Annotated in this window: 21 protein-coding genes; 12 read left to right on the plus strand and 9 right to left on the minus strand. The window is 65.6% G+C overall.

Annotation, left to right across the window (positions count from 1 at the left end; genetic code table 11):
* Window positions 1-50 precede the first annotated feature (50 nt).
* Together TQ38_RS09790 and TQ38_RS09795 are read right to left on the minus strand one after the other, a co-directional pair.
* Window positions 51-1,250, minus strand: a complete 1,200-nt coding sequence (locus tag TQ38_RS09790; protein ID WP_043973063.1) for an exo-beta-N-acetylmuramidase NamZ domain-containing protein — start codon at window positions 1,248-1,250, stop codon at window positions 51-53.
* A complete protein-coding gene (locus TQ38_RS09795) occupies window positions 1,247-1,783 on the minus strand; it encodes a DOMON-like domain-containing protein (RefSeq protein WP_043973062.1) in 537 nt (178 codons plus the stop codon). The genes TQ38_RS09790 and TQ38_RS09795 overlap by 4 nt, the downstream gene beginning before the upstream one ends.
* A 138-nt stretch (window positions 1,784-1,921) precedes the next feature.
* On the opposite strand from TQ38_RS09795, the gene tyrS reads away from it, so the two are divergent.
* The 5 genes from tyrS to cysK all read left to right on the plus strand — a co-directional run bounded on the left by tyrS (window position 1,922) and on the right by cysK (window position 8,186).
* Window positions 1,922-3,151: a tyrosine--tRNA ligase gene (tyrS, locus tag TQ38_RS09800; RefSeq protein WP_043973484.1), complete on the plus strand. Its 1,230-nt coding sequence runs from the start codon at window positions 1,922-1,924 to the stop codon at window positions 3,149-3,151.
* Window positions 3,152-3,258: 107 nt separating this feature from the next.
* Window positions 3,259-3,597, plus strand: a complete 339-nt coding sequence (locus TQ38_RS09805) for a PilZ domain-containing protein (protein WP_043973060.1) — start codon at window positions 3,259-3,261, stop codon at window positions 3,595-3,597.
* Window positions 3,598-3,715: 118 nt separating this feature from the next.
* A complete protein-coding gene (locus TQ38_RS09810) occupies window positions 3,716-5,917 on the plus strand; it encodes a TonB-dependent receptor (protein ID WP_043973058.1) in 2,202 nt (733 codons plus the stop codon).
* Between the two features lie 44 nt (window positions 5,918-5,961).
* Window positions 5,962-7,272, plus strand: coding sequence for an MFS transporter (locus tag TQ38_RS09815; protein WP_043973056.1), 1,311 nt, complete (start codon window positions 5,962-5,964; stop codon window positions 7,270-7,272).
* Window positions 7,269-8,186, plus strand: coding sequence for a cysteine synthase A (cysK, locus tag TQ38_RS09820; RefSeq protein WP_043973055.1), 918 nt, complete (start codon window positions 7,269-7,271; stop codon window positions 8,184-8,186). The genes TQ38_RS09815 and cysK overlap by 4 nt, the downstream gene beginning before the upstream one ends.
* A gap of 48 nt (window positions 8,187-8,234) precedes the next feature.
* On the opposite strand, the gene hisI is transcribed toward cysK, so the two are convergent.
* Together hisI and TQ38_RS09830 are read right to left on the minus strand one after the other, a co-directional pair.
* The gene (gene hisI, locus TQ38_RS09825; RefSeq protein ID WP_043973052.1) at window positions 8,235-8,612 is read right to left on the minus strand and encodes a phosphoribosyl-AMP cyclohydrolase; all 378 of its coding nucleotides are present in this window, start codon (window positions 8,610-8,612) and stop codon (window positions 8,235-8,237) included.
* 339 nt (window positions 8,613-8,951) lie between these two features.
* Window positions 8,952-9,692, minus strand: coding sequence for a ComF family protein (locus tag TQ38_RS09830; protein ID WP_043973049.1), 741 nt, complete (start codon window positions 9,690-9,692; stop codon window positions 8,952-8,954).
* Between the two features lie 74 nt (window positions 9,693-9,766).
* On the opposite strand from TQ38_RS09830, the gene TQ38_RS09835 reads away from it, so the two are divergent.
* Window positions 9,767-10,525: a methyltransferase domain-containing protein gene (locus tag TQ38_RS09835; protein WP_043973046.1), complete on the plus strand. Its 759-nt coding sequence runs from the start codon at window positions 9,767-9,769 to the stop codon at window positions 10,523-10,525.
* A gap of 176 nt (window positions 10,526-10,701) precedes the next feature.
* Here TQ38_RS09835 and ppdK read toward each other — a convergent pair whose 3' ends face one another.
* From ppdK to TQ38_RS09850, 3 genes are all read right to left on the minus strand, one after another.
* A complete protein-coding gene (gene ppdK / locus TQ38_RS09840) occupies window positions 10,702-13,365 on the minus strand; it encodes a pyruvate, phosphate dikinase (RefSeq protein ID WP_043973044.1) in 2,664 nt (887 codons plus the stop codon).
* A 61-nt stretch (window positions 13,366-13,426) separates the two neighbouring features.
* Complete coding sequence (glyS, locus tag TQ38_RS09845) at window positions 13,427-15,637, minus strand: glycine--tRNA ligase subunit beta (RefSeq protein ID WP_043973042.1); 2,211 nt, start codon at window positions 15,635-15,637, stop codon at window positions 13,427-13,429.
* A 159-nt stretch (window positions 15,638-15,796) separates the two neighbouring features.
* Window positions 15,797-16,699: a glycine--tRNA ligase subunit alpha gene (locus TQ38_RS09850; protein ID WP_043973040.1), complete on the minus strand. Its 903-nt coding sequence runs from the start codon at window positions 16,697-16,699 to the stop codon at window positions 15,797-15,799.
* A gap of 197 nt (window positions 16,700-16,896) precedes the next feature.
* Here TQ38_RS09850 and TQ38_RS09855 point away from each other — a divergent pair, with 197 nt between their 5' ends.
* The 5 genes from TQ38_RS09855 (at window position 16,897) to TQ38_RS09875 (ending at window position 20,747) form a co-directional block, all read left to right on the plus strand.
* The gene (locus tag TQ38_RS09855) at window positions 16,897-17,799 is read left to right on the plus strand and encodes a TraB/GumN family protein (protein ID WP_043973038.1); all 903 of its coding nucleotides are present in this window, start codon (window positions 16,897-16,899) and stop codon (window positions 17,797-17,799) included.
* A 5-nt stretch (window positions 17,800-17,804) separates the two neighbouring features.
* Window positions 17,805-18,653 carry a TraB/GumN family protein gene (locus TQ38_RS09860; protein WP_043973036.1) on the plus strand — a complete coding sequence of 283 codons (849 nt, stop codon included), beginning with the start codon at window positions 17,805-17,807 and terminating at the stop codon, window positions 18,651-18,653.
* A 237-nt stretch (window positions 18,654-18,890) separates the two neighbouring features.
* The gene (locus tag TQ38_RS09865; protein WP_043973035.1) at window positions 18,891-19,502 is read left to right on the plus strand and encodes a 50S ribosomal protein L25/general stress protein Ctc; all 612 of its coding nucleotides are present in this window, start codon (window positions 18,891-18,893) and stop codon (window positions 19,500-19,502) included.
* A gap of 99 nt (window positions 19,503-19,601) precedes the next feature.
* Window positions 19,602-20,177, plus strand: a complete 576-nt coding sequence (gene pth, locus TQ38_RS09870; RefSeq protein WP_043973032.1) for an aminoacyl-tRNA hydrolase — start codon at window positions 19,602-19,604, stop codon at window positions 20,175-20,177.
* Between the two features lie 138 nt (window positions 20,178-20,315).
* Complete coding sequence (locus TQ38_RS09875; protein WP_043973030.1) at window positions 20,316-20,747, plus strand: PEP-CTERM sorting domain-containing protein; 432 nt, start codon at window positions 20,316-20,318, stop codon at window positions 20,745-20,747.
* A gap of 90 nt (window positions 20,748-20,837) precedes the next feature.
* Here the strand turns inward: TQ38_RS09875 and TQ38_RS09880 are convergent, their stop codons facing one another.
* Window positions 20,838-22,361, minus strand: a complete 1,524-nt coding sequence (locus TQ38_RS09880) for a tetratricopeptide repeat protein (protein ID WP_043973028.1) — start codon at window positions 22,359-22,361, stop codon at window positions 20,838-20,840.
* 157 nt (window positions 22,362-22,518) lie between these two features.
* Here TQ38_RS09880 and ychF point away from each other — a divergent pair, with 157 nt between their 5' ends.
* Complete coding sequence (ychF, locus tag TQ38_RS09885; RefSeq protein ID WP_043973026.1) at window positions 22,519-23,619, plus strand: redox-regulated ATPase YchF; 1,101 nt, start codon at window positions 22,519-22,521, stop codon at window positions 23,617-23,619.
* 266 nt (window positions 23,620-23,885) lie between these two features.
* Here the strand turns inward: ychF and TQ38_RS09890 are convergent, their stop codons facing one another.
* On the minus strand, window positions 23,886-24,296 hold the full coding sequence (locus TQ38_RS09890; protein WP_043973024.1) for a MerR family transcriptional regulator: 411 nt from the start codon (window positions 24,294-24,296) through the stop codon (window positions 23,886-23,888).
* Window positions 24,297-24,319 lie beyond the last annotated feature (23 nt).

Here is a 24,319-nt window from a genome sequence, read left to right on the forward strand (position 1 = left end):
ATGACGGAATTTAGGCGTCGAACGCTTTGCCAGCCGTTCTTCGCTGGAAATCAGTAAAGCAGCAGGTCGGCGACTTCTTCCCGCCAGGCCGCTTCGTCACGCGCGGCGACCGCGTCGAGATCACCGGGCAGCGAAGCGGGGTTATCCACCCATTCGCGCAAGGCCGGGCCGCCGTTGATGACGTCGATGGCAAGGCGGTCGAATTCGTACTCGTAAGGGAAGTCGCGCCACAGCGGGTAGTCCGGCTGTAGACGACGGATCGCCTTGAACGCCAGCGCCTGAAGCCGCCAGGGGCGGAAACCCTCGTGGTCGTAGAAGCTGCTCTCTGCGTGGATCATGAGGCCGTTGCACAGCGCCTTGGCGTGTTTGTGGAAGGTCGGCTCGAACCAGCATTCGCGCAAAGCGCAGCCCGCCAGCCACTCCGGCGCGAAGGCCTGCATTTCTGCCAGGACGGCCTTGGCGTCGATGTCGGGCGCGCCGAACAGGACTTCGAGCGGGCGGGTCGTGCCGCGTCCTTCGGACACCGTCGCGCCCTCGATCATCACCGTGCCGGCATAGGCGCGGGCCATGTTGAGGTTGGCGGCGTTGGGGCTGGGGTTGATCCAGATCCGGTCTTCCGGCCAGCCGAAGCCCGGCGCCGCTTCCGGCTGCCAGCCTTCCATGGCGATCACGCGGTAATCGACGTTCAGGTCGAAGTGGCGGATGAACCAGTGGCCCATCTCGCCCAGAGTCAGGCCGTGGCGCATCGGCATCGGGCCGGCGCCGACGAAACTTTCCTGCCCGGCGATCAGCGTGGTGCCCTCCACCGGGCGACCTGCCGGGTTCGGGCGGTCCAGCACCCAGACGCTCTTGCCCTCGCGCGCGGCTTCTTCCAGCAGGTAGAGCAGCGTGGTGACGAAGGTATAGATGCGGCAGCCCAGGTCCTGAAGGTCGAACAGGAACACGTCGGCCGTGTCCATCATCGCCGGCGCCGGGCGGCGCACTTCGCCGTAAAGGCTGAACACCGGGATGCCGTAGGCCGGGTCGACCTCGTCCATGGTCTCGACCATGTTGTCCTGCTTGTCGCCCTTCAGGCCGTGCTGCGGACCGAAGGCGCTGGTCACGTTCACCCCGGCTGCGATCAGCGCGTCGAGCGAATGGACCAGCCCCTCGGTAACCGAGGCGGGATGGGCGATCAGGGAAACGCGCTTGCCTTCGAGAGGGGCACGCAGGGCGGGGTCCGCAAGCAGGCGGTCGATACCGAACTTCATGGCGCGCTCGGTGCCGCAACCTTTTCGACGAAGCAAGCCGGATCGTGGAAATCCGGTGCATCGCCGGTATGGGCAAGCGACCAGTAGCTTTTATGGCCGCCTGCTTCCTCGATCACGGCGGTGAACCCGCATTCCCACGGCGCGGCGGGAAGGCCCGCGGCGGGAATGGCGGCGTCGAAGATCGCCATGTCGGTGCCGAGGCGCAAGGCACAGTCCGGCTCGCGCGGCATGGGACGTTCGGTCCTGCCTTCGCGGCGCCCGGTGAAATCGTAGACGTTCCAGCGTTCGGACGGGGAAAGGTTGAGTTCGGTATAGCCTGGCTCGTCCCCCCTCTTCAGAAACAGCTCGAAACAGGTGGTGTGCCACAAGTCGTCCGCCCGGCCCTTGCCCGCGAAGGAAGGCACCACCAGCTGGCCCGCGCCAAGTATCTTCCAGCGCGCGCGCAGCCATGTCGCATCGAAACCGATGATGCGCGCCTCGATGCTGCGCACCGACAGCGGGGGATGCGCGGGGTGGAAGGCAAGTTCAGTCATGCCGCCAAGCCTAGGTGGCATGGACACAAGCTGGCAATGCGCAATTCGCCGAGAGGACGTTTGCGCGCGCTGCAGGTATCGTCATCCGGCGGATCGCATGCTACGCGCGCCGCTCCTTACAACACAAGAAGCACGACGATGACCCACACCTCCTCCCTGCTCCGCCTCCTCGACGAGCGCGGCTACATCCACCAGCTGACCGATGCCGAAGGCCTCGACACGCTTGCGGCCAAGCAGGTTGTGCCGGGGTATATCGGCTTCGACCCGACCGCGCCTTCGCTGCACGTCGGGCACCTGGTTTCGATCATGATGCTGCGCCAGCTCCAGCGCGCCGGCCACAAGCCGATCGTGGTGATGGGCGGCGGCACCGGCAAGATCGGCGACCCCAGCTTCAAGGACGAAGCGCGCAAGCTGCTGACCGAGGACACGATCGCCCAGAACGTCGCCTCGATCCGCCGCGTCTTCGAACGTTTCCTCACCTTTGGCGACGGCCCGACCGACGCGATCATGGTCGACAATGCCGACTGGCTCGACGAGCTGGAATACATCCCGTTCCTGCGCGACATCGGCCAGCACTTCTCGATCAACCGGATGCTCAGCTTCGATTCGGTGAAGACGCGCCTCGACCGCGAGCAGTCGCTCAGCTTCCTCGAATTCAACTACATGATCCTGCAGGCCTACGACTTCCTGGAGCTTTCGCGCCGGGCAGCGTGCCGCCTGCAGATGGGCGGCTCCGACCAGTGGGGCAACATCGTCAACGGCATCGAACTGTCGCGCCGGGTCGATGGCACGCAGGTCTTCGGCCTGACCACGCCGCTGCTTACCAATGCCGATGGCTCGAAGATGGGCAAGACGGTCGGCGGCGCGGTGTGGCTGAACGAGGACCAGCTCTCGCACTTCGATTACTGGCAGTTCTGGCGCAACACCGACGACCGCGACGTGGGCAAGCGCCTGCGCCTGTTCACCGACCTGCCGCTGGACGAGATCGAGCGTCTGCAGGCGCTTCAGGGCAGCGAGATCAACGCCGCCAAGATCGTCCTCGCCAACGAAGCGACCAAGTTGTGCCGCGGCGAGGATGCCTCGAAGGCCGCCGAAGCCACCGCGCAGACGACCTTCGCCGGAGGCGGCCTGGGCGAAGACCTGCCGACGATCGAAGTGGGGCCGGAAGGCATCCGCGCGGGCGCTGCCTGCACTGCACTGGGTTTCGTGGCATCCAACGGCGAGGCCAAGCGCAAGATCGCCGAAAACGCAGTCCGGCTTGACGATCAGCTGGTCGAAGATGTTGCACTGCTCATCTCAGTTCCTGCCGGAGAGAACCGCAAGCTCAGCCTGGGCAAGAAAAAGCACGGCGTTATCAAGGGCATCTAACTGAACAACCGCCGGTCCCCGCTCTGCAAGGGCCGGCGGAATTTACCGATTGTTTGCCATTTGCGCGTAACGTCTCCGTCACGGCAAAGAACAAAGGCGAACAACTCATGAGCTCAGGAGCGCAGCTCACTGTAACCGACAAAAGGCGCGCCGCGCGTCACCCGGTCGACTACACCGTGATCGCCGAACATCGCCAGATCGGCGATCTGCCGCTGCACATCATCAACATCTCCGCGCAGGGCTTCATGGCCCAGGGCGAAATCGATATCGAGCGCGGCGAACGGCTGGTCATGCGCCTGCCGGTGATCGGCCGCATCGAGGCGCACATGATCTGGTCGCACGAAGGCCGCTCCGGTTTCCAGTTCGAGCGCATCATCCGCATCGACGATTTCCTCAAGCTGGTCGACACGATCCAGCCAAACCCGCGCCTTCGCCCGCGCCGCTGATGTCTTGTCGCGGGCTTCGGCCAGTCTTTGCCCCGCTTTAAATTGCTGAATGACAACGTATTGTTTCCAGAGCGATCGATGCATTGTGATAGTATAACATCACAAGTAGCGGAAGCGCATGGACACGCAGACTTCCCGAATCGCCCTGCTCGCTTGCGCCGGCTTCCTTTTCACCTCCATCGCGCTGGCTCTGCCGGCCGCCGCCCATGCGCAGGAGGCCGAGGCATCAACCTCAGCCGTGCGTCCCGCCCCGCGCCCCCATAACTCCGCGCATCCCGAGCGCGACGATGCAGGCAAGGACATCCTCGTCGTTGGCCACCCGCCGACCGATTACGGCCTGCTCGCCGCCACGGCCAGCCTTGCCGGTGACGCCCTCGTCGCCGAGACACGCGGCCAGATAGGCGAAATCCTGAAGTCCCTTCCGGGCGTTTCTTCCACCAGCTTCTCTCCCGGCGCATCGCGCCCCGTCCTGCGCGGTTTCAGCGGTGACCGCGTCAGCGTGCTGACGGACGGCATCGGCTCGCTCGACGCCTCCAACGTTTCGGTCGACCACGCCGTGGTTTTCGATGCGCTGACGGTCGATCATATCGACGTCTTCCACGGCCCCTCGGTGCTGTTGTTCGGCGGCAATGCCATCGGCGGCGCGGTCAACGCCATCGACAAGCGCATCCCCCGCCAGGTGCCGGACCGGATCACCGCCACCGGCATCGGCAGCTACGCCACTGCCGCCAGCGAGCGCGCGGTCAGCGGCGCCATCGACGCCCCGCTGGGTGAGCGGTTCGTCGCCCACATCGACGCCTCCTGGCGCAAGGCCGACGACCTGCGGGTAGGCGGCAATGTCTACTCCAGGGCGCTGCGCGGCGACATGCTCCACGCCGCCGAGCATCTTGCCGAGGACGGCGAGGCCGCGGAAGCCGCCGAACTCACCGCGGAAGCCGGCCGCCGGAACCGCGTGCCGAACTCCGCCTCCCGGTCCTCCACCATCGGCGCCGGCCTTGCCTTCATTGATGCAGGCGGCAGCCTCGGCATTTCCTACCAACGGTATGACAGCCGTTACGGCGTGCCGGATCGCCCGGCGACCGGCCATGGCCACGAGGAAGAAGGCCACGACGACCATGGCCACGAGGAGCAAGGCCACGTCCACGGCGAAGGCCCGGTCACCATCGACCTGCTCCAGAACCGCTTCGATTTGCGCGGCGAACTCAAGCTGGGCGGCTTCCTAGAAAGCGTGCAGGTGCGCGGCGCCTATGCCGACTACAAGCACACCGAGTTCGAGGGTGACGAGGTCGGCACCGTCTTCAAGGGCGAAGGCATCGAGACCCGCGCCGATCTTGTCCAGGCGAACCACGGCGGCTGGCGCGGCCGCAGCGGCGTGCAGTACCTGTGGCGCAGCTTGGCCGTGAACGGCGCCGAAGCGCTGATCCCCGATTACGAGGTGGAGCGCATCGGCGTGTTCACCCTGCAATCCTACGAACTGGGCGGGGGCTTCTCGCTCGACGGATCGGGCCGTTACGACAGCTCGCGCATCCAATCGCAGGGGGCCGCGTTCCGCAAGTCGTTCGACTTGTGGTCGGGCGCGGCGGGCGCAAGCTGGAAATCGGGCAATGGCCTGGGCTTGGGCGTCAACTTCGTCCACGGCGAACGCGCGCCGTCGCCCGAAGAACTGCTGAGCGACGGCATCCACATCGCCACCCAGTCCTACGAAGTGGGCGACCGCACCCTGGGGATCGAACGCAGCAACGGCTTCGAGGCCTATCTGCGCTACAACACGCCCAGGTTCGACTTTTCGCTCACCGGCTACCTGACGGACTTCGACAACTACATCGCCCCGCTCGCAACCGGCGGCGAGCAGGAAGGCCAGCCTGTTTACCAGTACACGGGCGTCGAAGCGCGCTTCAAGGGCTTCGAGGCGGCAGGCAGCGTCCAGGCGGCGGCATGGTCAGGCGGCGAACTTCGCTTCGACGGCGCGGCAGATTACACCCATGCCCAGATCAAGGGCTACGGCGCCGTCCCGCGCATCCCCCCCTTGCGCATTCGCGGCGGCAGTGCGGTCACGCTGGGCGATGTGCGCCTGCGCGGCGAAGTGGAGTGGAACGCGAAGCAAAGCCGCGTCAGCGACTTCGAGAACCCGACCGCCGCCTTCACCCTCGTGAACCTCAGCGCCGACTGGCACCCGATGGGCGAAAACGGCCCGGTTACGCTGATGCTTTCGGCGGACAACCTGTTCGACGTGATCGGCCGCCGTTCGGCATCGTTCACGCGCGACTTCGTGCCGATTGCAGGCCGCGACGTGCGGATCACCGCGAAGTTCACCTACTGATGCAAAAAGCGCGCGGTGTCTTGGCAACGAGACACCGCGCTGCCATGCAGCATGGCGTGAGTCTCCCCCCTTCCCCGCCCGCAGCTGACCCTGAAACTCAGCCCACTTCACCGCTGGCCATCGCCGACTATCGCCGGTTCTGGCTTGCCCGGTTCTTTGCCGTTCTGGCGACGACCGGCACCGTCGTTATCATCGGCTATCAGGTCTACGACGTCGCGCGCAGCGACTATGCGATGTCGATGTCGCAGGCGGCGTTTCAGCTTGGCTTGCTGGGCTTTGCGCAATTCGTGCCGGTGTTCCTGCTGACCCCGGTGGCGGGCGTCCTCGCCGACCGGTTCGACCGCCGCAAGGTTGCCGGTATCGCCTCGCTTCTCGACATGTGCGTGGCGCTGGGCTTGGGCGTGACCACGGCGCTGGAAATGCGCAGCTTGCCGGTGCTTTACATGTTTGCGGTGCTGCACGGCACCGTGCGCGTCTTCATCAGCCCGTCGATGGCGGCCATCGCGCCCAACATCGTGCCGCCGCGGCTGATCCCGCGCGCCATCGGCTTCAACTCGATCGCCATGCAGGCCGGCACGATCGTCGGCCCGGCCGCCTACGGCTTCCTGTTCGCGGCCAACCACGCCCTGCCCTATTGGGCATCGGCCGTGTTCACGCTGGGCGCGTCGATCGCCATCCAGTCGATCCGCAACCTGCCCCCGCCGCGCCCCGATGCGCGCAAGGCCCACCCGGTGCGCCAGATCGTCGAGGGTTTCCACTTCATCCTGCGCGAGCGGTTCCTGCTCGGCTGTCTCTCGCTCGACCTTTTCGCCGTGTTGCTGGGCGGGGCGACCGCGCTGATGCCGGTGTTCGCGCGCGACATCCTCCACGTCGGCCCCGAAGGCCTCGGCCAGATGCGCGCGGCCACGGCGGCAGGCGCGGCAGTGGTTGCGCTGTGGCTCTCGTTCCGCCCCTTGCGTTCCAACGTGGGCGTCAAGATGCTGGTCTCTGTCGCGGGCTATGGCCTGATGACCGTGGCCTTCGGGCTATCGACTCATTTCCTGCTCTCGCTGGGCTGTCTGGCGCTGCTGGGCGCTGCGGACATGATCTCGGTGTTCATCCGTAGTTCGCTGGTCCAGCTCCGCACGCCCGACGACGTGCGCGGGCGGGTATCCGCCATTTCCGGCCTCGCCGTCTCCGCCTCGAACGAACTGGGCGAGTTCCAGTCCGGCTTCGCAGCGGCCCTGCTGGGCGCTACCGGAGCGGTTGTTTTCGGCGGCAGCGCTGCCATAGTCATCACCCTGGCGTGGGCCTGGCTCTTCCCGGAGATCCGCCGCGCACGAACCTTCGAAACCCGTTGGGAGCAAAAGCCATGAAGGCTGACAGCATTCTCGCCACGATCGGCAACACTCCGCACATCCGCCTCGCGCGCCTGTTTCCGGACCACGAAGTCTGGGTGAAGGCAGAGCGCGCCAATCCCGGCGGCTCGATCAAGGACCGCATCGGCCTCGCCATGATCGAGGCGGCGGAAGCCGACGGCAGCCTTTCGCCCGGCGGCACGATCATCGAGCCGACCTCGGGCAACACCGGCATCGGCCTTGCCATGGCGGCGGCGGTGAAGGGCTACAAGCTGATCCTGGTCATGCCCGAATCGATGTCGATCGAGCGCCGCCGCCTGATGCTGGCCTACGGTGCCCAGTTCGACCTCACGCCCCGCGAAAAGGGCATGAAGGGCGCGATCGAGCGGGCCAAGGAACTGATCGAGGCCACCCCCGGATCGTGGATGCCGCAGCAGTTCGACAACCCCGCGAACATCTCCGTCCATGTCGAGACCACCGCGCAGGAAATCCTGGCGGATTTCACCGACACCCCGATCGATGCGCTGATTACCGGCGTCGGCACCGGCGGCCACCTCACTGGCTGCGCCGAGGCGCTGAAGGCGGTGTGGCCCGCCATGAAGGCCTATGCGGTGGAGCCGACCCTGTCGCCGGTCATCTCGGGCGGCCAGCCGGGCCCGCACCCGATCCAGGGCATCGGCGCCGGCTTCATCCCCGGCAACCTGCATACCCAGGCCATCGACGGCGCCATCCAGGTAGAGCCGGCCGACGCCAAGGACTGGGCCCGCCGCTGCGCCACCACCGAGGGCATGCTGGTAGGCATCAGTTCGGGCGCGACGCTGGCCGCCATAGCCCAGAAGCTGAAGGACCTGCCCGCAGGCAGCCGCGTCCTGGGCTTCAATTACGACACCGGCGAACGTTACCTCTCGGTGCCGGATTTCCTGCCCGAGTAACAAGGTCCAGCCTCTGTCCCGGATCAGGTCCGGGACAGGGGCAAACCGTCAGTCTTCGATGCGCGCCAAGCCCTCACCGTCGATCCGGCGGTAGAAGCAGCTGCGCGCGCCCGTGTGGCAGGCCGGGCCTTCGGGCTTTACCCGAAGTTCAAGCGCATCCTGATCGCAGTCCACGCGGATTTCCTCGACCCGCAGGAAATGGCCCGAAGTCTCTCCTTTGAGCCACAGCTTCCCGCGTGAACGCGAATGGAAATGTGCCAGCCCGGTCTCGCGCGTCTTTTCCAGCGCCTCGGCGTCCATATAGGCGACCATGAGGATTTCCCGGGTCTGCGAATCGACCGCGATCGCGATCAGCAGGCCCTGCGCATCGAAGCGCGGAAGGAACGCGGTTCCCAGTTCGCGCTCTGCTGCGGTCGCGTCTGACATCTTGAAGGTTTCCCTGTTTCGACATTGTGTGGAAGTATTGTTGCACGATAACCACAGCATACGATCAAAATCCACCTTACCCGCCGAATCCTCTTTCAAAAAAAGGCGATTCGATGAATTTTGTAGCTGCAGCTGGGGGGCTGCTACTGACCTAGAGGTCGCTCTCAGGCAAGTGTCTGAAAAGACACGAACCTGATTACAAAGGCGCCACGGTTCAGGGAATGCGATCAATGAGGGATCGGGTCATGCACGCGGCCAGGGGCAAAACGCAGCATGATCCAAGAGTTTCGTCACGAGGACGCCCGGGATCTCTGGTCCCGGGCGTTTTCGTATTCAGGCTCACGTAGTATCCAGCGCTTCGTCCAGTACGCGCGCGAAACAGGCGATCACCACCCGCTCCGCCCCCGCTCGCCGTAGCGCCGAAACACAGGCATTGCTGGTCGCTCCGCTGGTCAGCACATCGTCGACGAGCACCACTTTCCTGCCTTTCAGCAGATCGATCCGACTGGGTCGAACGGCGATTACCCCCGACAGCACACGCTTGCGCGCGAGCTTGCCGAGACCACCCAGCGACGGCGTTGCCTTGCGCCGCTCCAGCACGTCAACGCCAAGGCGGGCGCCGGTGCGCCGGGTGATCTGCCGCGCCAGTTCCGCCGCCTGGTTGTAACCGCGCTTCCACATCCGCCAGCGGTGCAGCGGCACCGGAACGACCAGCCACTCGTCATCGATAAAGGACAATTTGGGCACCATCAGCCCCGCCATCATCGGCGCCAGTGCCAGCCGGCTGCCGTGCTTGAACGCCAGCACCAGCTTGCGCGAAGTGTCGTTGTAGAGCGTTCCTGCGGCGATCCCGGCATGGCGGGGCGGATCGGCCAGGCACGGTGCGCAGGTTCCGCCGTCCGGCATCGCATCGCCGAATGGGCGGTTGCAGGACCCGCAGGCCGGATCGCCGGGTATCGCCAGCGTTGCCCAGCACGTCATGCACAGCCCCGTCTGCGCACCGATCCCCGCGCCGCACAGCGGGCAGCGCGGCGGGAATATGAGGTCAACGAGCGGCAAAAGCGCCTGGGCCAAAGTCATGGACCGACCGTATCCGGCCGAGGAAACGCCACAAGCTGTTGCAAGGATTTCATCGACGCGGCAGGGGAGCAGGCATGGAAAGCAAGGTCCCCCCCCGCATCTTCTCCGCCCGCCGCCGCATCGCGGCCCGCCGGCGCATGCTGGCGCTGCAACAGCAGCCCAACCCGGCACGCTATCTCATCGACGACATGGTCGAGGACGTTCTCGAACGCCTCTCGTTCCTGCGCTTCGAGCCGGCCACCGCGCTGGTCATCGGCGACTATACTGGCGCCCTCGCCCGCACGCTGACGGCAGCCGGCGTGGCCGTCACCGAGGCCGAGCCGGGCACGGGATTCGAGGAAGAACAGCCCTACCCTTTCGAAAGCTTCGACCTGATCGCCAGCCTGGGCACGCTCGACACCGTCAACGATCTGCCCGGCGCGCTGGTCCACATTCGCAAGGCGCTGAACACCGGCGGCATGATGATCGCCAGCTTCCTGTCCTCGGGCAGCCTGCCCATCATGCGCGACGTCATGCTGGCGGCCGACGGCGACCGCCCGGCGCCGCGCGTCCACCCCACGGTCGACGTGCGTTCGGGCGGCCAACTGCTCCAGCGCACGCTATTCGCAGATCCGGTGATCGACCACCGCCATGTGGATGTCGGTTTCCGCAGCATGGAGCGGCTGGTCGGCGATCTTCGCGGACAGGCGCTGACCAACGTGCTTGCCGACCCCGGCCCGGCGCTTGGCAAGGCCGCGCTGGCGCAGGCCCGCGAAACGTTTGCGGCCGCCGGTGAAGGCGGCCGCACGGTAGAGCGGTTCGAGATATTGACGCTATCCGGCTGGAAACGCTGACACGTTTCAGCACTAAGCCGCCCAGCCACACCCCTCGTCGTCCCCGCGAAGGCGGGGATCCAGCTTCATTGCGCGAAAAGTGGATCCCCGCCTTCGCGGGGATGACGGAGTTGTTAATCCGCTCAGGCTGAGCCTGTCGAAGCCCCCTCCACCAATGGAGGGGGCTTCGTTCAGTTTCAGCCCAGCGCAGCCTGCGCCGCCGCAAGGCGGGCGATCGGCACGCGGTAAGGCGAGGCGCTGACGTAATCGAGGCCGACCTTCTCGCAGAACGCGATCGAGGCCGGATCGCCGCCATGCTCGCCGCAGATGCCCAGCTTGATATCGGCATACGTAGCGCGGCCACGTTCCGCCGCCAGTTGGACCAACTGGCCGACGCCCTCGATGTCGAGCGTGACGAACGGATCGCGCGGGTAGATGCCCTTATCAACGTAGGGGCTGAGGAAGCGTGCCGCATCGTCGCGGCTGACGCCCAGCGTGGTCTGCGTCAGGTCGTTGGTGCCGAACGAGAAGAACTTCGCTTCCTGTGCGATCTCGCCTGCCATCAGCGCCGCGCGCGGCAGCTCGATCATGGTGCCTACGAGGTAATCCAGCGTCATGCCCTTGTCCGCGAAGACCTTGGCAGCGGCCTCGTCGACCACCTTCTTGAGGATTTCCAGTTCGCGCTTGGTGGCGACGAGCGGGATCATCACTTCCGGCACGATCGCTTCACCCGAAGCCTTGGCCACGTCGCAGGCTGCCTCGAAGATGGCGCGGGCCTGCATTTCGTAGATTTCGGGGAAAGTGATGCCCAGACGGCAGCCACGGTGGCCGAGCATCGGGTTGAACTCGTGCAGTTCGTCGGCGCGGCGCTTGAGCGTGTCTACGCCGATGCCGATGGTGTCCGAAAGATCGGCGAACTCGGCGTCGCTGTGCGGCAGGAATTCATGCAGCGGCGGGTCGAGCAGGCGGATGGTGACGGGCAGGCCCGCCATCACCTCGAAGATCGCCTGGAAGTCCGCGCGCTGTTCCGGCAGCAGCTTGGCAAGAGCGGCGCGGCGGCCGGCCTCGTCTTCGGCCAGGATCATCTGGCGCACGGCCGAGATGCGGCCCGCATCGAAGAACATGTGCTCGGTGCGGCACAGGCCGATGCCCTCGGCGCCGAACTGGCGGGCCATCCTGCAATCGGCCGGGGTCTCGGCGTTGGTGCGCACCTTCATGCGGCGATGCTTGTCGGCCCATACCATGAGCGTGCCGAAATCGCCGGCCAGCTCAGGCTCGATGGTCGCCACTTCGCCGGCCATGATTTCGCCGGTCGAACCGTCGAGGGTGATGATGTCGCCCTCCTTCAGTTCGCGGCTGCCGATGCGCAGGGTGCGCGTCTTCATGTCGATCGAGAGGCCCGATGCGCCCGAGACGCAAGGGCGGCCCATGCCGCGCGCCACGACGGCGGCGTGGCTGGTCATGCCGCCGCGTGCGGTCAGGATGCCCTTGGCCGCATGCATGCCGTGGATGTCCTCGGGCGAGGTTTCCACGCGGACCAGAACCACGGCGTCGCCGCGTTCCGCGCGCTTTTCAGCGGTGTCGGCGTCGAGCACGATCGCGCCCGAAGCGGCACCCGGCGAAGCGGGCAGGCCCTTGCCCAGCACGTCGCGCTTGGCCTTGGGGTCGAGCGTGGGGTGCAGCAGCTGGTCGAGCGCCATGGGATCGATGCGGCGGATGGCGGTGGCCTCGTCGATGAGGCCCTCTTCCACCATGTCGACCGCCATCTTGAGCGCGGCCTTGGCGGTGCGCTTGCCCGAACGGGTCTGCAGCATCCACAGCTTGTTACGCTCAACCGTGAACTCGATGTCCTGCATGTCGCGGTAGTGCTTTTCGAGCAGCTCGAAAACCGCGGCCAGCTCGCCGTAAGCGCCCGGCATCGCTTCTTCCATCGACAGCGGCTTGGCGCCGGCGCGTTCCCGCGCGGCCTTGGTCAGGTACTGCGGGGTGCGGATGCCGGCGACGACGTCCTCGCCTTGGGCATTGACCAGCCATTCGCCGTAATAGGCCTTCTCGCCGGTCGCGGGATCGCGCGTGAAGGCGACGCCGGTGGCCGAGGTATCGCCCATGTTGCCAAAGACCATGGCCTGCACGTTGACGGCAGTGCCCCAGCCGGCGGGAATGTCGTTGAGGCGGCGATAGACCTTGGCGCGGTCGGAATCCCAGCTGTCGAACACGGCTTCGATGGCGCCCCAGAGCTGTTCCTGCACGTCCTGCGGGAACGAGCGGCCCAGTGCGTCTTCGACGATGGCCTTGTACTGCGTGACGATCTTGCGCCAGTCGGCCGCCGTCAGTTCGACGTCGTTGTCGTAGCCGTTGTCTTCCTTGGCGATTTCGAGCGCTTCCTCGAACAGATGATGTTCCACGCCCAGAACGACGTCGGAATACATCTGGATGAAGCGGCGGTAGGAATCCCAGGCGAAACGGTCATCGCCCGAAGTCTTGACCAGGCCTTCGACGGTTTCGTCGTTGAGGCCCAGGTTCAGGACGGTGTCCATCATGCCCGGCATCGAGACGCGGGCGCCCGAGCGCACCGAGACCAGCAGCGGGTCGGCGGCATCGCCGAAGTTCTTGCCGACGGTCTTTTCGATGTGGGTCAACGCCTGCGCCACATCGGCGCGCAGTTCGTCCGAGAAGTTGGCACCTTCCGCGAGGTACTTTACGCATTCCTCGGTGGTGATGGTGAAGCCCGGAGGCACCGGCAGGCCGATCCCGGCCATTTCCGCAAGGTTGGAACCCTTGCCGCCCGTGATGACCTTGTCGCGCGAGCGGGGGTCTTCATGCTTTACGCCGCCGCCGAACGTGTAGACCTGCTGAACCATCTATCCCCTGACTTTCCTATACCGGATTTGCGCAAGTTAAACGAACCGAGGGGGAATCCTCCTACCCCTCGATCCGCGAGAAATCTGCCACGTTGTGCACTGCAGCACGAAAACGATCAAGCAGTGCAAGCCGTGAATATCGTTTATTGGCGTCAGTATCGTTTACTGTCACCTGATCGAAAAACCCGTCGATCGGCGCGCGCAAGGATGCCAGAGCACTCATTGCGCCCGCGAAGTCTTCGTCAGCAACTGCAGCAGTCGACTGCGGTTCCGCAGCATCGAGCGCGTCGATGAGATTTTTCTCCGCCGGCTCGGGCTCATAGCCAAGCGCGGAGCGGGCGGCGTAGACTTCCTGCATGTCGGGATCGTCGACGTTTTCGAGCGGGTCCTCGTCGCCAGTCAGAGGATGGCCGGTTTCGGCCTTCCAGTCTTCCTTGCGCAGGATGTTGGCCGCGCGCTTGTAGCCAGCCAGGAGGTTGGTGCCGTCCTCGCTGCCGACGAACGCCTGAAGCGCATGGACGCGGGCGAGCAGGCGGACCAGATCGCTGTCTAACGCTTGCTCGAACGCTGCGGTGATCAGGTCGTGGCGAACACCATCATCACGCATCTGCACGATCAGGCGCTCGACGCTGAAACGAACGAACTCCGTTGCAAACGTGTCGGCTTGCGTTGTGGTGACCCCGAAGCCCTGAACGACAATGGGGTGATTGCTATTAAAATGGTCGAGGTAGATGCCCATTGCACCACGAACCACTACGTTCAGTGGGCTGCGAATTCCATTGGCGCGAATTATACGGATTGTGCCAAGCATGGCTCGACGAAGAGCAAATGGGTCTTTTGATCCGGTTGGCTTCTCGCCTATTCCGAAGAACCCGACCAACGTATCCAGCTTGTCCGCCAGCGAAACCGCCACCGTCACTGGCGCAGTCGGCACGTCATCGCCTTGCCCGACCGGCTTGTAGTGGTCGCGGATGGCGTCGGCGACGGCGTCGGGCAGGCCCTCGGCGCGGGCGTAGTAGCCGCCCATCAGCCCCTGCAGTTCGGGGAACTCGCCGACCATTTCGGTGACGAGGTCCGCCTTGCATAGTTCAGCTGCCTGGCGCGCCAGGGCGGGGTCGCAGTTCGGGACGATGCCTTCGCTCGCGAGCCATTCGGCCAGCTTGGCCACGCGCTCGACCTTGTCGGCGACGGTGCCCAGCTTTTCGTGGAAAGTGATGCGGGCCAGCTTCTTCGCGTGGTCCGAAAGCGCGGTCTTCTTGTCCTGCTCCCAAAAGAAGCGGGCATCGGAGAGGCGCGCGGCGAGGACCTTGCGGTTACCGGCGACGATCCCCTCGCCGCCATCGACCGCGTCGATGTTGGCGGTGCAGACGAAGGCGTTGGCGAGCTTGCCGCCCCCGGTTTCCTTGGCGCCGTCCTCGCACACGAAATACTTCTGGTTCACGCGCGCGGTGAGCTGGATGACTTCGGGCGGCACGTCCAGGAATGCCTCGTCGAAGCGGCCCAGCAGCGGCACCGGCCATTCGGTGAGGCCGGCGTTCTCGATCACCAGCCCCTCGTCCTCGACCAGCGTGAGGCCGGCGGCGGCGGCGGCATTGCGCGCTTCGTCGCGGATCAGGTCCTGGCGTTCGACATGGTCGACGATGACGTGGCAGACGGACAGCTTGCGCGCATAATCATGCGCGCCGCCGATCGTGATATCGCCCGGCGCGTGGAAACGGTGGCCCTTGGTGGCGCAGCCGGAGACGATGCCGCCGATCTCGCACTCGACAAGGTCTTCGCCCAGGATCGCGACAATGCCGGAAAGCGGGCGCACCCAGCGCAGCGATTCGGTGCTGATCGAGGCTTTGCCCCAGCGCTGCGACTTGGGCCAGGGGAAGGCGCGGACGATGGCGGGGACCGCCTCGGCCAGCACGTCCTTGACGGCGCGGCCCGGCTTTTCGATCACGGCAAAATACGTGTCCTTGCCCTTGAGATCACGGACCTGAAGCTGGTCCTTGGTCAGGCCGGTCTTGCGCAGGAAGCCTTCCAGCGCCTGATCAGGCGCGCTGGTGGCGGGGCCTTTGGTTTCTTCGCTCACGGCCTCGGTCACGTCCGGCAGCGTGTTCGCGATCAGCGCGAGGCGGCGCGGGGTGGACCACACGGTGATCTGGCCCAGCGTGACGCCGGCGGCGCCCATTTCCTTGCGGAACAGCTTTTCAAGGTCAGCGCGCGCACCCGCCTGCATCCGGGCGGGGATTTCTTCGCAGCGCAGTTCGAGAAGGAAGTCGGTCATGTCAGTGGGCCGTTTCGCGGATTGGGAATGTGACGCGAGCATCCTTCGACAAGCTCAGGATGAGCGGCTTCGACAGGCTCAGGATGAGCGGGGCCGGGTAATGCACAACCCCTGGATTCCGCTCAGGCTGAGCCTGTCGAAGCCCCATCGTGCAAGGCCTCATATGGTCCACCCCGGGAACTTGGCTTCCCAGCGATCCTTGTTGGTGTCGATCCACGACTGGCACGATCCCTTGGCGAGATCGCGCACGCGGGCCATGTAGCTGGCGCGTTCCTGCACCGAGATCACGCCCCGCGCCTGAAGCAGGTTGAACAGGTGCGAAGCCTCGATCGCCTGGTCGTAGGCGGCGAGGGGAATTTCCGCCTCGATGCAACGCATGCACTCAGCCTCGGCGGCCTTGAAACCGGCGAACAGGGCATCGGTGTCGGCGATCTCGAAGTTGTACTTCGACTGCTGCTGTTCATTGGCGAGGAAGACATCGCCGTAGCTGACGCCTTCGTTGTTGAACCTCAGATCGTAGACCGAATCCACGTTCTGGATATACATCGCCAGTCGTTCGAGACCGTAGGTGAGTTCCCCGGCGACGGGCTTGCAATCGAAGCCGCCCATCTGCTGGAAATACGTGAACTGTGTCACTTCCATGCCGTCGCACCACACTTCCCAGCCCAGGCCCCAGGCGCCCAGCGTGGGGCTTTCCCAGTCGTCCTCGACAAAGCGGATGTCATGCGCCAGCGGATCGACGCCGATCGCCGCGAGGCTCTGGAGGTAGAGTTCCTGCAGGTTCTCGGGGTTCGGCTTCAGGATCACCTGATACTGGTAATAGTGCTGAAGGCGGTTCGGGTTCTCACCATAACGGCCGTCGGTCGGGCGGCGCGAGGGCTGCACATAGGCGGCCTTCCACGGCTCCGGGCCGAGCGCGCGCAGCGTGGTGGCGGGGTGGAACGTGCCCGCGCCCATGCGCATGTCGTAGGGCTGCAGGATGAGACAGCCCTGTGCGCTCCAGAAATTGTGGAGCGTCAGGATCATGTCCTGGAAGCTGAGCGGCTCTTTAGCGGCGGTCATGCAGTTTCCGTCGGTTTATGGGCTTGTCGTATTGTTGCGGGGCCTTTGGCGGATCAGGCCTGCCAAATCAACCGCGCAAAGCCCAAAATGGCGCCAAGTTGCACGGCAAAAGCAGCCAAGCGTGTCTATTACGTGACGGCAAGTCATCCGGATGACGCTGCTGGATGAGGGGGCCGCTATCGTGCATAGGGCGCGCCATGTCCCGCTTACGCTTCTGGCTTGCCGCCCCGGCACTGGCCTTCTTCGCACTTCCGTCTCCCGCCGCCTCTGCCAGGGAGGAGGCTGCCGCAGCCGCTCCGGCCGTGCGCCCCGCGCTGTGGAAGGTGTCGGACGAGGATACCACGATCTGGCTGTTCGGGACGATCCACGTCCTGCCCGAGCAGGTGAACTGGTACGCCGGCCCGGTCGCCAAGGCGCTAGACAGCGCGCAGCAACTGGTGACGGAGATCCCCATTGACGAGGCCGAGCAGTCGCAAGGCATGGTCATGAAGATGAGCCTGCGCGAGGACGGCAAGGCCCTGCGCGCGGCGCTGCCTGCCAAGGAACGCGCGGCTTATGAAGCGGCGATGGCCTCGCTGGGCATCCCGGCGGCGGCGTTCGACAGCAACGATACCTGGTTCGCCGCGCTGATGCTCACGCTGCTGCCGCTCAAGACCGCAGGCTACAGCACCGAAAGCGGCATCGACGCGCAGGTCGCCGCAAAGGCACGCGCGCGCCATATGGCCAACCACGCCTTCGAAACCGCCGAGTACCAGATCGGCCTGTTCGACAACCTGCCCGAAGCCACGCAGCGCACTTACCTCGGCGAAGTCATCGAGGCGCTGCCGACCGTGAAGGCCGACATCGACGACATGGTCGCGGCATGGAAAACGGGCAACGCCGAACACCTCGCCCAGCTTCTTAATGAGGACGAGAGCGACCCCGAAATGCGCAAGGTGCTGATTACCGACCGCAACGTGGCCTGGGCCAAGTGGCTGAAAGCGCGGTTGGACCAGCCGGGCACTGTCTTCGTGGCGGTCGGCGCGGGGCATCTGGCCGGGCCGGGCAGCGTGCAGGACCAGCTTGCCGCCGCCGGTGTCACCTCGAAGCGGGTGCAGTAATTTCGATGCGGGCGCTTGCCTTCCTGCTGCCGCTGGCCCTGCTGGCCTGCTCGCCCGAGCCGAGGGCGGCGCATCCGGCCCTGTGGCGCATCACGGATGCACAGGGCCATGCGGGGTGGCTGTTCGGGACGATCCACTCCTCCGACCGGCCGCTGAAATGGCGCACGGCGGAGGTGGACGCGGCCCTGAAGCAATCGGGCGCGATCATGGTCGAGGTGGGCAACCTTGCAGACGAATCGGAAGTCGCCGCCACGTTCGCCCGGCTCGCCCGCAGCGAAGGCGAGCCGCCGCTGTCTAGCCGCGTGCCCGCGAAGGACCGCCCTGCCCTTGCCGCGCTATTGAAGAAAAGCGGCCACGGCGACGATGATTTCTCCGGGATGGACACCTGGGCCGCCGCCCTCACCCTAGCCCGCGCCGGGGCCGAGGACGACGATGCCCGCAACGGCGTCGATCGTGCGCTGATCGCGCAGGCGGGGCGGCTTCCGGTGGTGGAACTGGAAGGCGCCGCAGCCCAGCTCGGCCTGTTCGATGCGCTGCCCGAACGCGAACAGCGCGGCCTGCTCGCCGCCGTCGTCTCCGAGGCATCGATACCCGACCGCGATCTGGCGAAAAGCTGGCGCACCGGAGACATGAAGGCGATCGAGGCGGAAACCCGCTCGGGCCTGCTCGCCGATCCGCAGCTTCGCGAAGTGCTGTTCACCGGCCGCAACCGCCGCTGGAGCGCACGGATCGCCGAGGCGGTGCGCGCGGGGGAGGAGCCGTTCGTAGCGGTGGGCGCGGCGCACATGGCCGGGCCGCAGGGGCTTCCGGCAATGCTGACGAAGCAGGGCTTTACTGTTACCCGGGTGGAGTAGGGCGCGGGGGCTTCGACAAGCTCAGCCTGAGCGGATTTGAGAACATAGGCTGACATCCGCTCACCCTGAGGCTGAGCCTGTCGAAGCCCCCGCCGCCGATCCCGGCTTGCATTTTATACCCTATGCGGATAAGGGCCGCGCCTTCCCGTCGTGGTCATCCCTGGAGGCGTGACGGGCGGTGCAGGGCCGATGAGCGGTCTCGTACCGAGATTTATCCAGTTTTGAAAGGCACGTCCCATGAGCGATACGCTTAACCTGCCGGCCGAGACGCGTGAACGGAATGGCAAGGGAGCCTCCCGTGATCTGCGTCGTAATGGCCGCGTCCCCGCAGTTGTCTACGGCGGCAAGGAAGAACCCCTGTCGATCCACCTCGAAGAGAAGGAACTGACCCGTCAGCTGATGACCGGCCACTTCTTCAACTCGATCATCGAGGTTGAAGTCGGCGGCAAGAAGTATCGCACGCAGCCCAAGGACGTTGCCTTCCACCCGGTGTCGAGCCGTCCGCTCCACGTCGACTTCCTGCGCGTCGCCAAGGGCGCGACCGTGCACGTCAACGTGCCGGTGGTGTTCGAGAACGAAGAAGCCTCGCCGGGCCTGAAGCGTGGCGGCGTGCTCAACGTCGTTCGCCACGATCTGGAACTGGTCTGCGACGCCGAGAAGATCCCGCATGAGATCACCATCGACCTCACCGGCTTCGACCTGGGCGAATCGATCCACTTCGCCCACGTAACGCTGCCCAAGGGCGTCGAGAGCGCGATCACCGACCGCGATTTCACCATCGCTACCATCGCTACGCCGTCTGCCCTGCGCAGCGCCGAAGGCGAAGAGGCCGAAGCCGAAGCCGAATAAGCTTCGCCGGACTCGAAACGGCCCTTCCCGCCCCGGCGATCCGGTGCGCGGGAAGGGCCTTTTCTTTTTTAAGCCCGATCGTTTCGAGGAAAGACGCGAATGGCCACGCAGCTTTGGGTCGGTCTGGGCAATCCCGGACCGCAATATGCCTTCAACCGGCATAACGTCGGCTTCATGGTCGCCGATGCGCTGGCGGACATCCACGGCTTTGGCCCGGTGCAGAAGAAGTTCCAGGGCTGGCTCCAGGAAGGCCGTATCGGCAGCGACAAGATCCTGCTCCTGAAACCCGCCACTTTCATGAACGAAAGCGGCCGCGCGGTGGGCGAGGCGATGCGTTTCTACAAGCTGGAGATGTCCGCCCTCACCGTCTTCCACGACGAACTCGACCTTGCGCCCTTCAAGGTCAAGATCAAGCAGGGCGGCGGCCATGCCGGCCACAATGGCCTGCGCTCCATCGACCAGCATCTGGGCGCGGAATTCCGCCGCGTGCGATTGGGCATCGGCCACCCCGGCCACAAGGACCGCGTCAGCGGCTATGTGCTGGGCAATTACGCCAAGGACGAGATCGACCCGCTTTCGGGCATGCTGGGCGCCATCGCGGCGGAGGCCGACCGCCTTGCCGCCGGGGACGATACCCGTTTCATGAACGACGTGGCGCTGCGCCAGAAGGACTGACGTTCGCGCTGTCGAGTTAGTTTACAGATCGCCCACGCACTTAATGTCGTTAACCAACGAAACCCTAGTAAATCCGCGATTGGCACAGTGATTGCGTAGCATCCGTCAATCAATAGGGTAACCAAGGGGTAGACTACGATGTTCCGCAAGACACTGCTCGCGCTTTCGCTCACCACCGCCGCGAGCATGGGCCTGAGCGCACCGGCGCATGCGACCTGGAACTGGGGCGGCAACAGCCACAAGCACTCGTGCGGCTGCGGCCACAGCGCGGGCAAGAAGCTCTGCGGTTCCTCCTCGTCGAGCAGCAGCACTTCGGGCGGCACCACGACCACGTCGACTTCGGGCGGAACGACCACGACCTCGACCTCGGGCGGGACCACGACGACGTCCGGCGGCACCACCACCTCTGGCGGCACCACCACCTCTGGCGGAACGACCACGTCGACTTCGGGCGGCAGCAGCGGCGGTTCGTCGGGCGGCACCGCCGTTCCCGAGCCCGGCATGCTCGGCATGCTCGGCGTCGGGCTGCTCGGCCTGGCCTATGCCCGCCGCCGCAAGGCTCGCGGCTAAGGCGGCGTCATCCCGCCGCCGGCCGCATTTGGCGTGAGTGCGGACACCGGCGGATGATCATGATAGCGAACGGCAAGGCCGCCGCCGGTTTCACCCGGCGGCGGCTTTCGCCTTTTTGAGGTCACGCGCGATGTCGCGGTTGTCCGGATCGGCCAGCGCCGCCGCTTCCAGCAGCCGCCGCGCCTGGGCAAGATCCCTGCCCGCCGACAGACGCACGGCTCCCGCCATATGGAGATAGTCCGCATTGTCCCGGTCCAGCGCCGCCGCACGGTCCGCATGGGCGATGGCGGCGCCCGCATCCCCCATCCGGCTGTTCGCCAGCGCGAGCCGCTTCAACACCTCGGGATCTTCCCCGCGCTCCAGCAAGCGGGTGTAGACTGACACCGCCGTGGCCCAATCCTGCCCGGCCAGGGCCCCCTCGCCGTGATCGATCAACGCCATGGTCGCCTTTAGCCGCGCCGGGTCGAGCCGCGCGCGAAGCCCTGCCGCCTCCGGCGCGCCGATCTGCCGCGCCGCCTGTTCCGCGCGTTCCAGAACGTCCGTCCGTGCCAGGGTGGTGGCCGCCAACGGTTCCAGCGTCGTCCATGCGCCCTGCGCGTCCCCGCTCGCCAGTTGCGCTTCGCCCAGCATCAGCCGCGCATAGGGATTGCCCGGAAGCCGTAGCACCGCCCGGCGAAAGATCACGCGCGCCTGCTCCGGATGGTTCAGCCGCAGCAGCGCCTCGCCATACGTCATGCTCAGCGCCGATCCCGGCTGGAGGGAGGATTCGCGCGATTGCAGCGCGTCCCTGATCTGCTCCCACTCGCCCTTTTCGGACATCAGCTGAAAGCGCAGATCTTCCACTTCCGGGTCGTTCGGGGCGATCTTGCCCGCTTGCTCCACCAGCGCCGAGGCTTCATCGACCCGGCCCGCCGCATCCTGCAGGTTGGCGAGCGCGAGGAACGGCGGCGCCCTGTCCGGGAACGCCTCGGTCACCTTGCGATAAGCCGCGATCGCTGCCTCGTCCCGCCCCTGCGCGGCGGCAAGGTCGCCCGCCATCACCAGCGCCTCGTAAGACCGGGGCGCCAGTGCCTGCATCCGTCGCAGCACAAAGGCAGCGCGGGGAAGATCGTCGTTCAGCAGCAGATAGCGCGCGTAGGAAGAGGCAAGGCGAATATCTCCGCCGCCCACCATGCCTTGCTCGAACGCTTGCCGCGCCGCATCGTCCGCCCCCAGCGCAAGGTGCGATTCCGCGCGGATGCGCCAGCCGTCGGCGCTGTCATCCGCGCCCAGCAAAGCCAGCGCCTGTTCCGGTTTCTGCCGCAACAGCGCGATCTGGGCTTTCATCCGCGCCAGTGCAGGCCCTTTCCCTCCAGCGCGTTCGAGCCGCCGCAGCCCCCCTTCTGCGCCGTCGATGTCACCCAGGCGCAGGTGCGTCTCGACCAGCAGCGCCAGCATCGCGCTGTCTCCCGGCCGCTCGCCCAGCGCAGAACCAAGCGCGATGCGCGCCTCCTGATAGTTCTCGGCGGCGAAATCCTCGCGCGCCTTGGCGAACAGGGCCTCGGGGCTCTCTCCGCAGGCGGTCAGCGCAAGCAGGGCTGCAAGCGGCAGGGCGAAGTGGATGGAAGCCTTCATTCTACCGAACTAGGGCCAATGCCTGAAATTTCCGTCAACCGGCGCCTCATTGCAGGCGATCTTTCGCGGCGAACTGGTCAAGTCACGGTAGCAGCGCTATGGGCGCGGCAACAAGGCACCGCTATCGGTGCGCCATAGTTTGTATTCGGAGTTATCGATGGGTTTTCGTTGCGGGATCGTGGGCCTTCCCAATGTCGGCAAGTCGACGTTGTTCAATGCGCTGACCGAGACGCAGGCAGCGCAGGCGGCCAACTATCCGTTCTGCACGATCGAGCCGAACGTTGGCCAGGTGGGCGTGCCCGACCCGCGCCTCGACAAGCTGGCGGCGATCGCCGGTTCGGCCAAGATCATCCCCACCCAGCTGTCTTTCGTGGACATCGCCGGCCTCGTGCGCGGCGCGTCCAAGGGTGAAGGCCTGGGCAACCAGTTCCTCGGCAACATCCGCGAAGTGGACGCGATCATCCACGTCCTGCGCTGCTTCGAAAACGACGACATCCAGCACGTCGACAACAAGATCGACCCCATCGCCGACGCCGAGACGGTCGAGACCGAGCTGCTGCTGTCCGACCTCGAAAGCCTGGAAAAGCGCGTTCCCGCCGCCCAGAAGAAGGCCACCCAGGGCGACAAGGAAGCCAAGATCGCCGCTTCCGTCCTTGGCCAGGCACTGGACCTGCTGCGCGAAGGCAAGCCCGCGCGCCTGACCAAGCCCAGGGACGAGGACGAGGAGCGCGTCTTCCTTCAGGCCCAGCTCATCACCGCCAAGCCGGTGCTCTACGTCTGCAACGTCGAGGAAGAAGCCGCATCCGAAGGCAATGCCTTCTCCGCGCGCGTATTCGAAAAGGCTGCGGCAGAGGGCGCCAGCGCCGTCATCGTCTCGGCCGCGATCGAGTCGGAACTGACCGGCATGGAGATGGACGACCGGCTGGTCTTCCTTGAGGAAATGGGCCTGCAGGAAGCCGGCCTCGCCCGCATCATCCGCGCTGGTTACGAGCTGCTCGAACTGCTGACCTTCTTCACCGTCGGCCCCAAGGAAGCGCGCGCCTGGACCGTGCACAAGGGCGCGAAGGCTCCCGAAGCGGCCGGCACGATCCACTCCGACATGCAGCGCGGCTTCATCCGCGCCGAAACCATCGCCTTCGACGACTTCGTATCGCTGAACGGCGAAGCCGCCGCCAAGGAAGCCGGCAAGCTGCGCCAGGAAGGCAAGGAATACGTCATCCACGACGGCGACGTGCTGCACTTCAAGTTCAACGTCTGACGATTGACCGCGGGCCGTTTTCCTGCGGGAGGACGGCCCGCGCTGTCTTGTCGTCTTCCCAGCCTTCGCCGGGACGACGACAGCATTCTAACGCCCGGCAGGCGCTCGATTCAGCAGCAGCCCTTCGATTTTCCTACAACGCCGCTGCCTGCTACTATCGCGCAGGCTCTTTCCATCGTCGATCAAACCACCCCGCTCTCGTTCACAAGAACGCGGTCCGGCGCATGTATGTCATCAACTAAACCCCCGCCTTCCCGGCAGAAGCGTTAGCCGCCGCGTTTTTCTTCAAACGCTTCGATGATCGGGCACGGCCCCGCTTTGCTGCCGGCGCACTCGCCCGCCAACCGCCGCAGCGACTGTCTGGCCCGCTCCAGTGCCGCGATCTCGCTGTCGAGGTGAGCAAGCCGTGCCTCCGCCATCTCCCGCGCCCGGGCGCGGTCGTCGCTGGCATCCAGGCCCAGCAGTTCGGCGATCTCGTCCAGAATGAACCCGGCCGCCTTGGCCGAGCGGATGAAGCCGAGCCGGCGCACATCCTCATCCGCGTAATGGCGCTGCCCCTTGGCGCCCCCCACCCCGCCCGGCCGAGGATCGCGCAGCAGTCCCTTGCGCTGGTAGAAGCGCACCGTCTCGACGCCCACGCCGCCGCTGCGGGCCAGTTCCGAAATTGTCAGCGCCATGCTTGACTCCGTACCATGGTACG

Origin of the sequence: Novosphingobium sp. P6W (assembly GCF_000876675.2) — a bacterium.
Lineage (GTDB): Bacteria > Pseudomonadota > Alphaproteobacteria > Sphingomonadales > Sphingomonadaceae > Novosphingobium.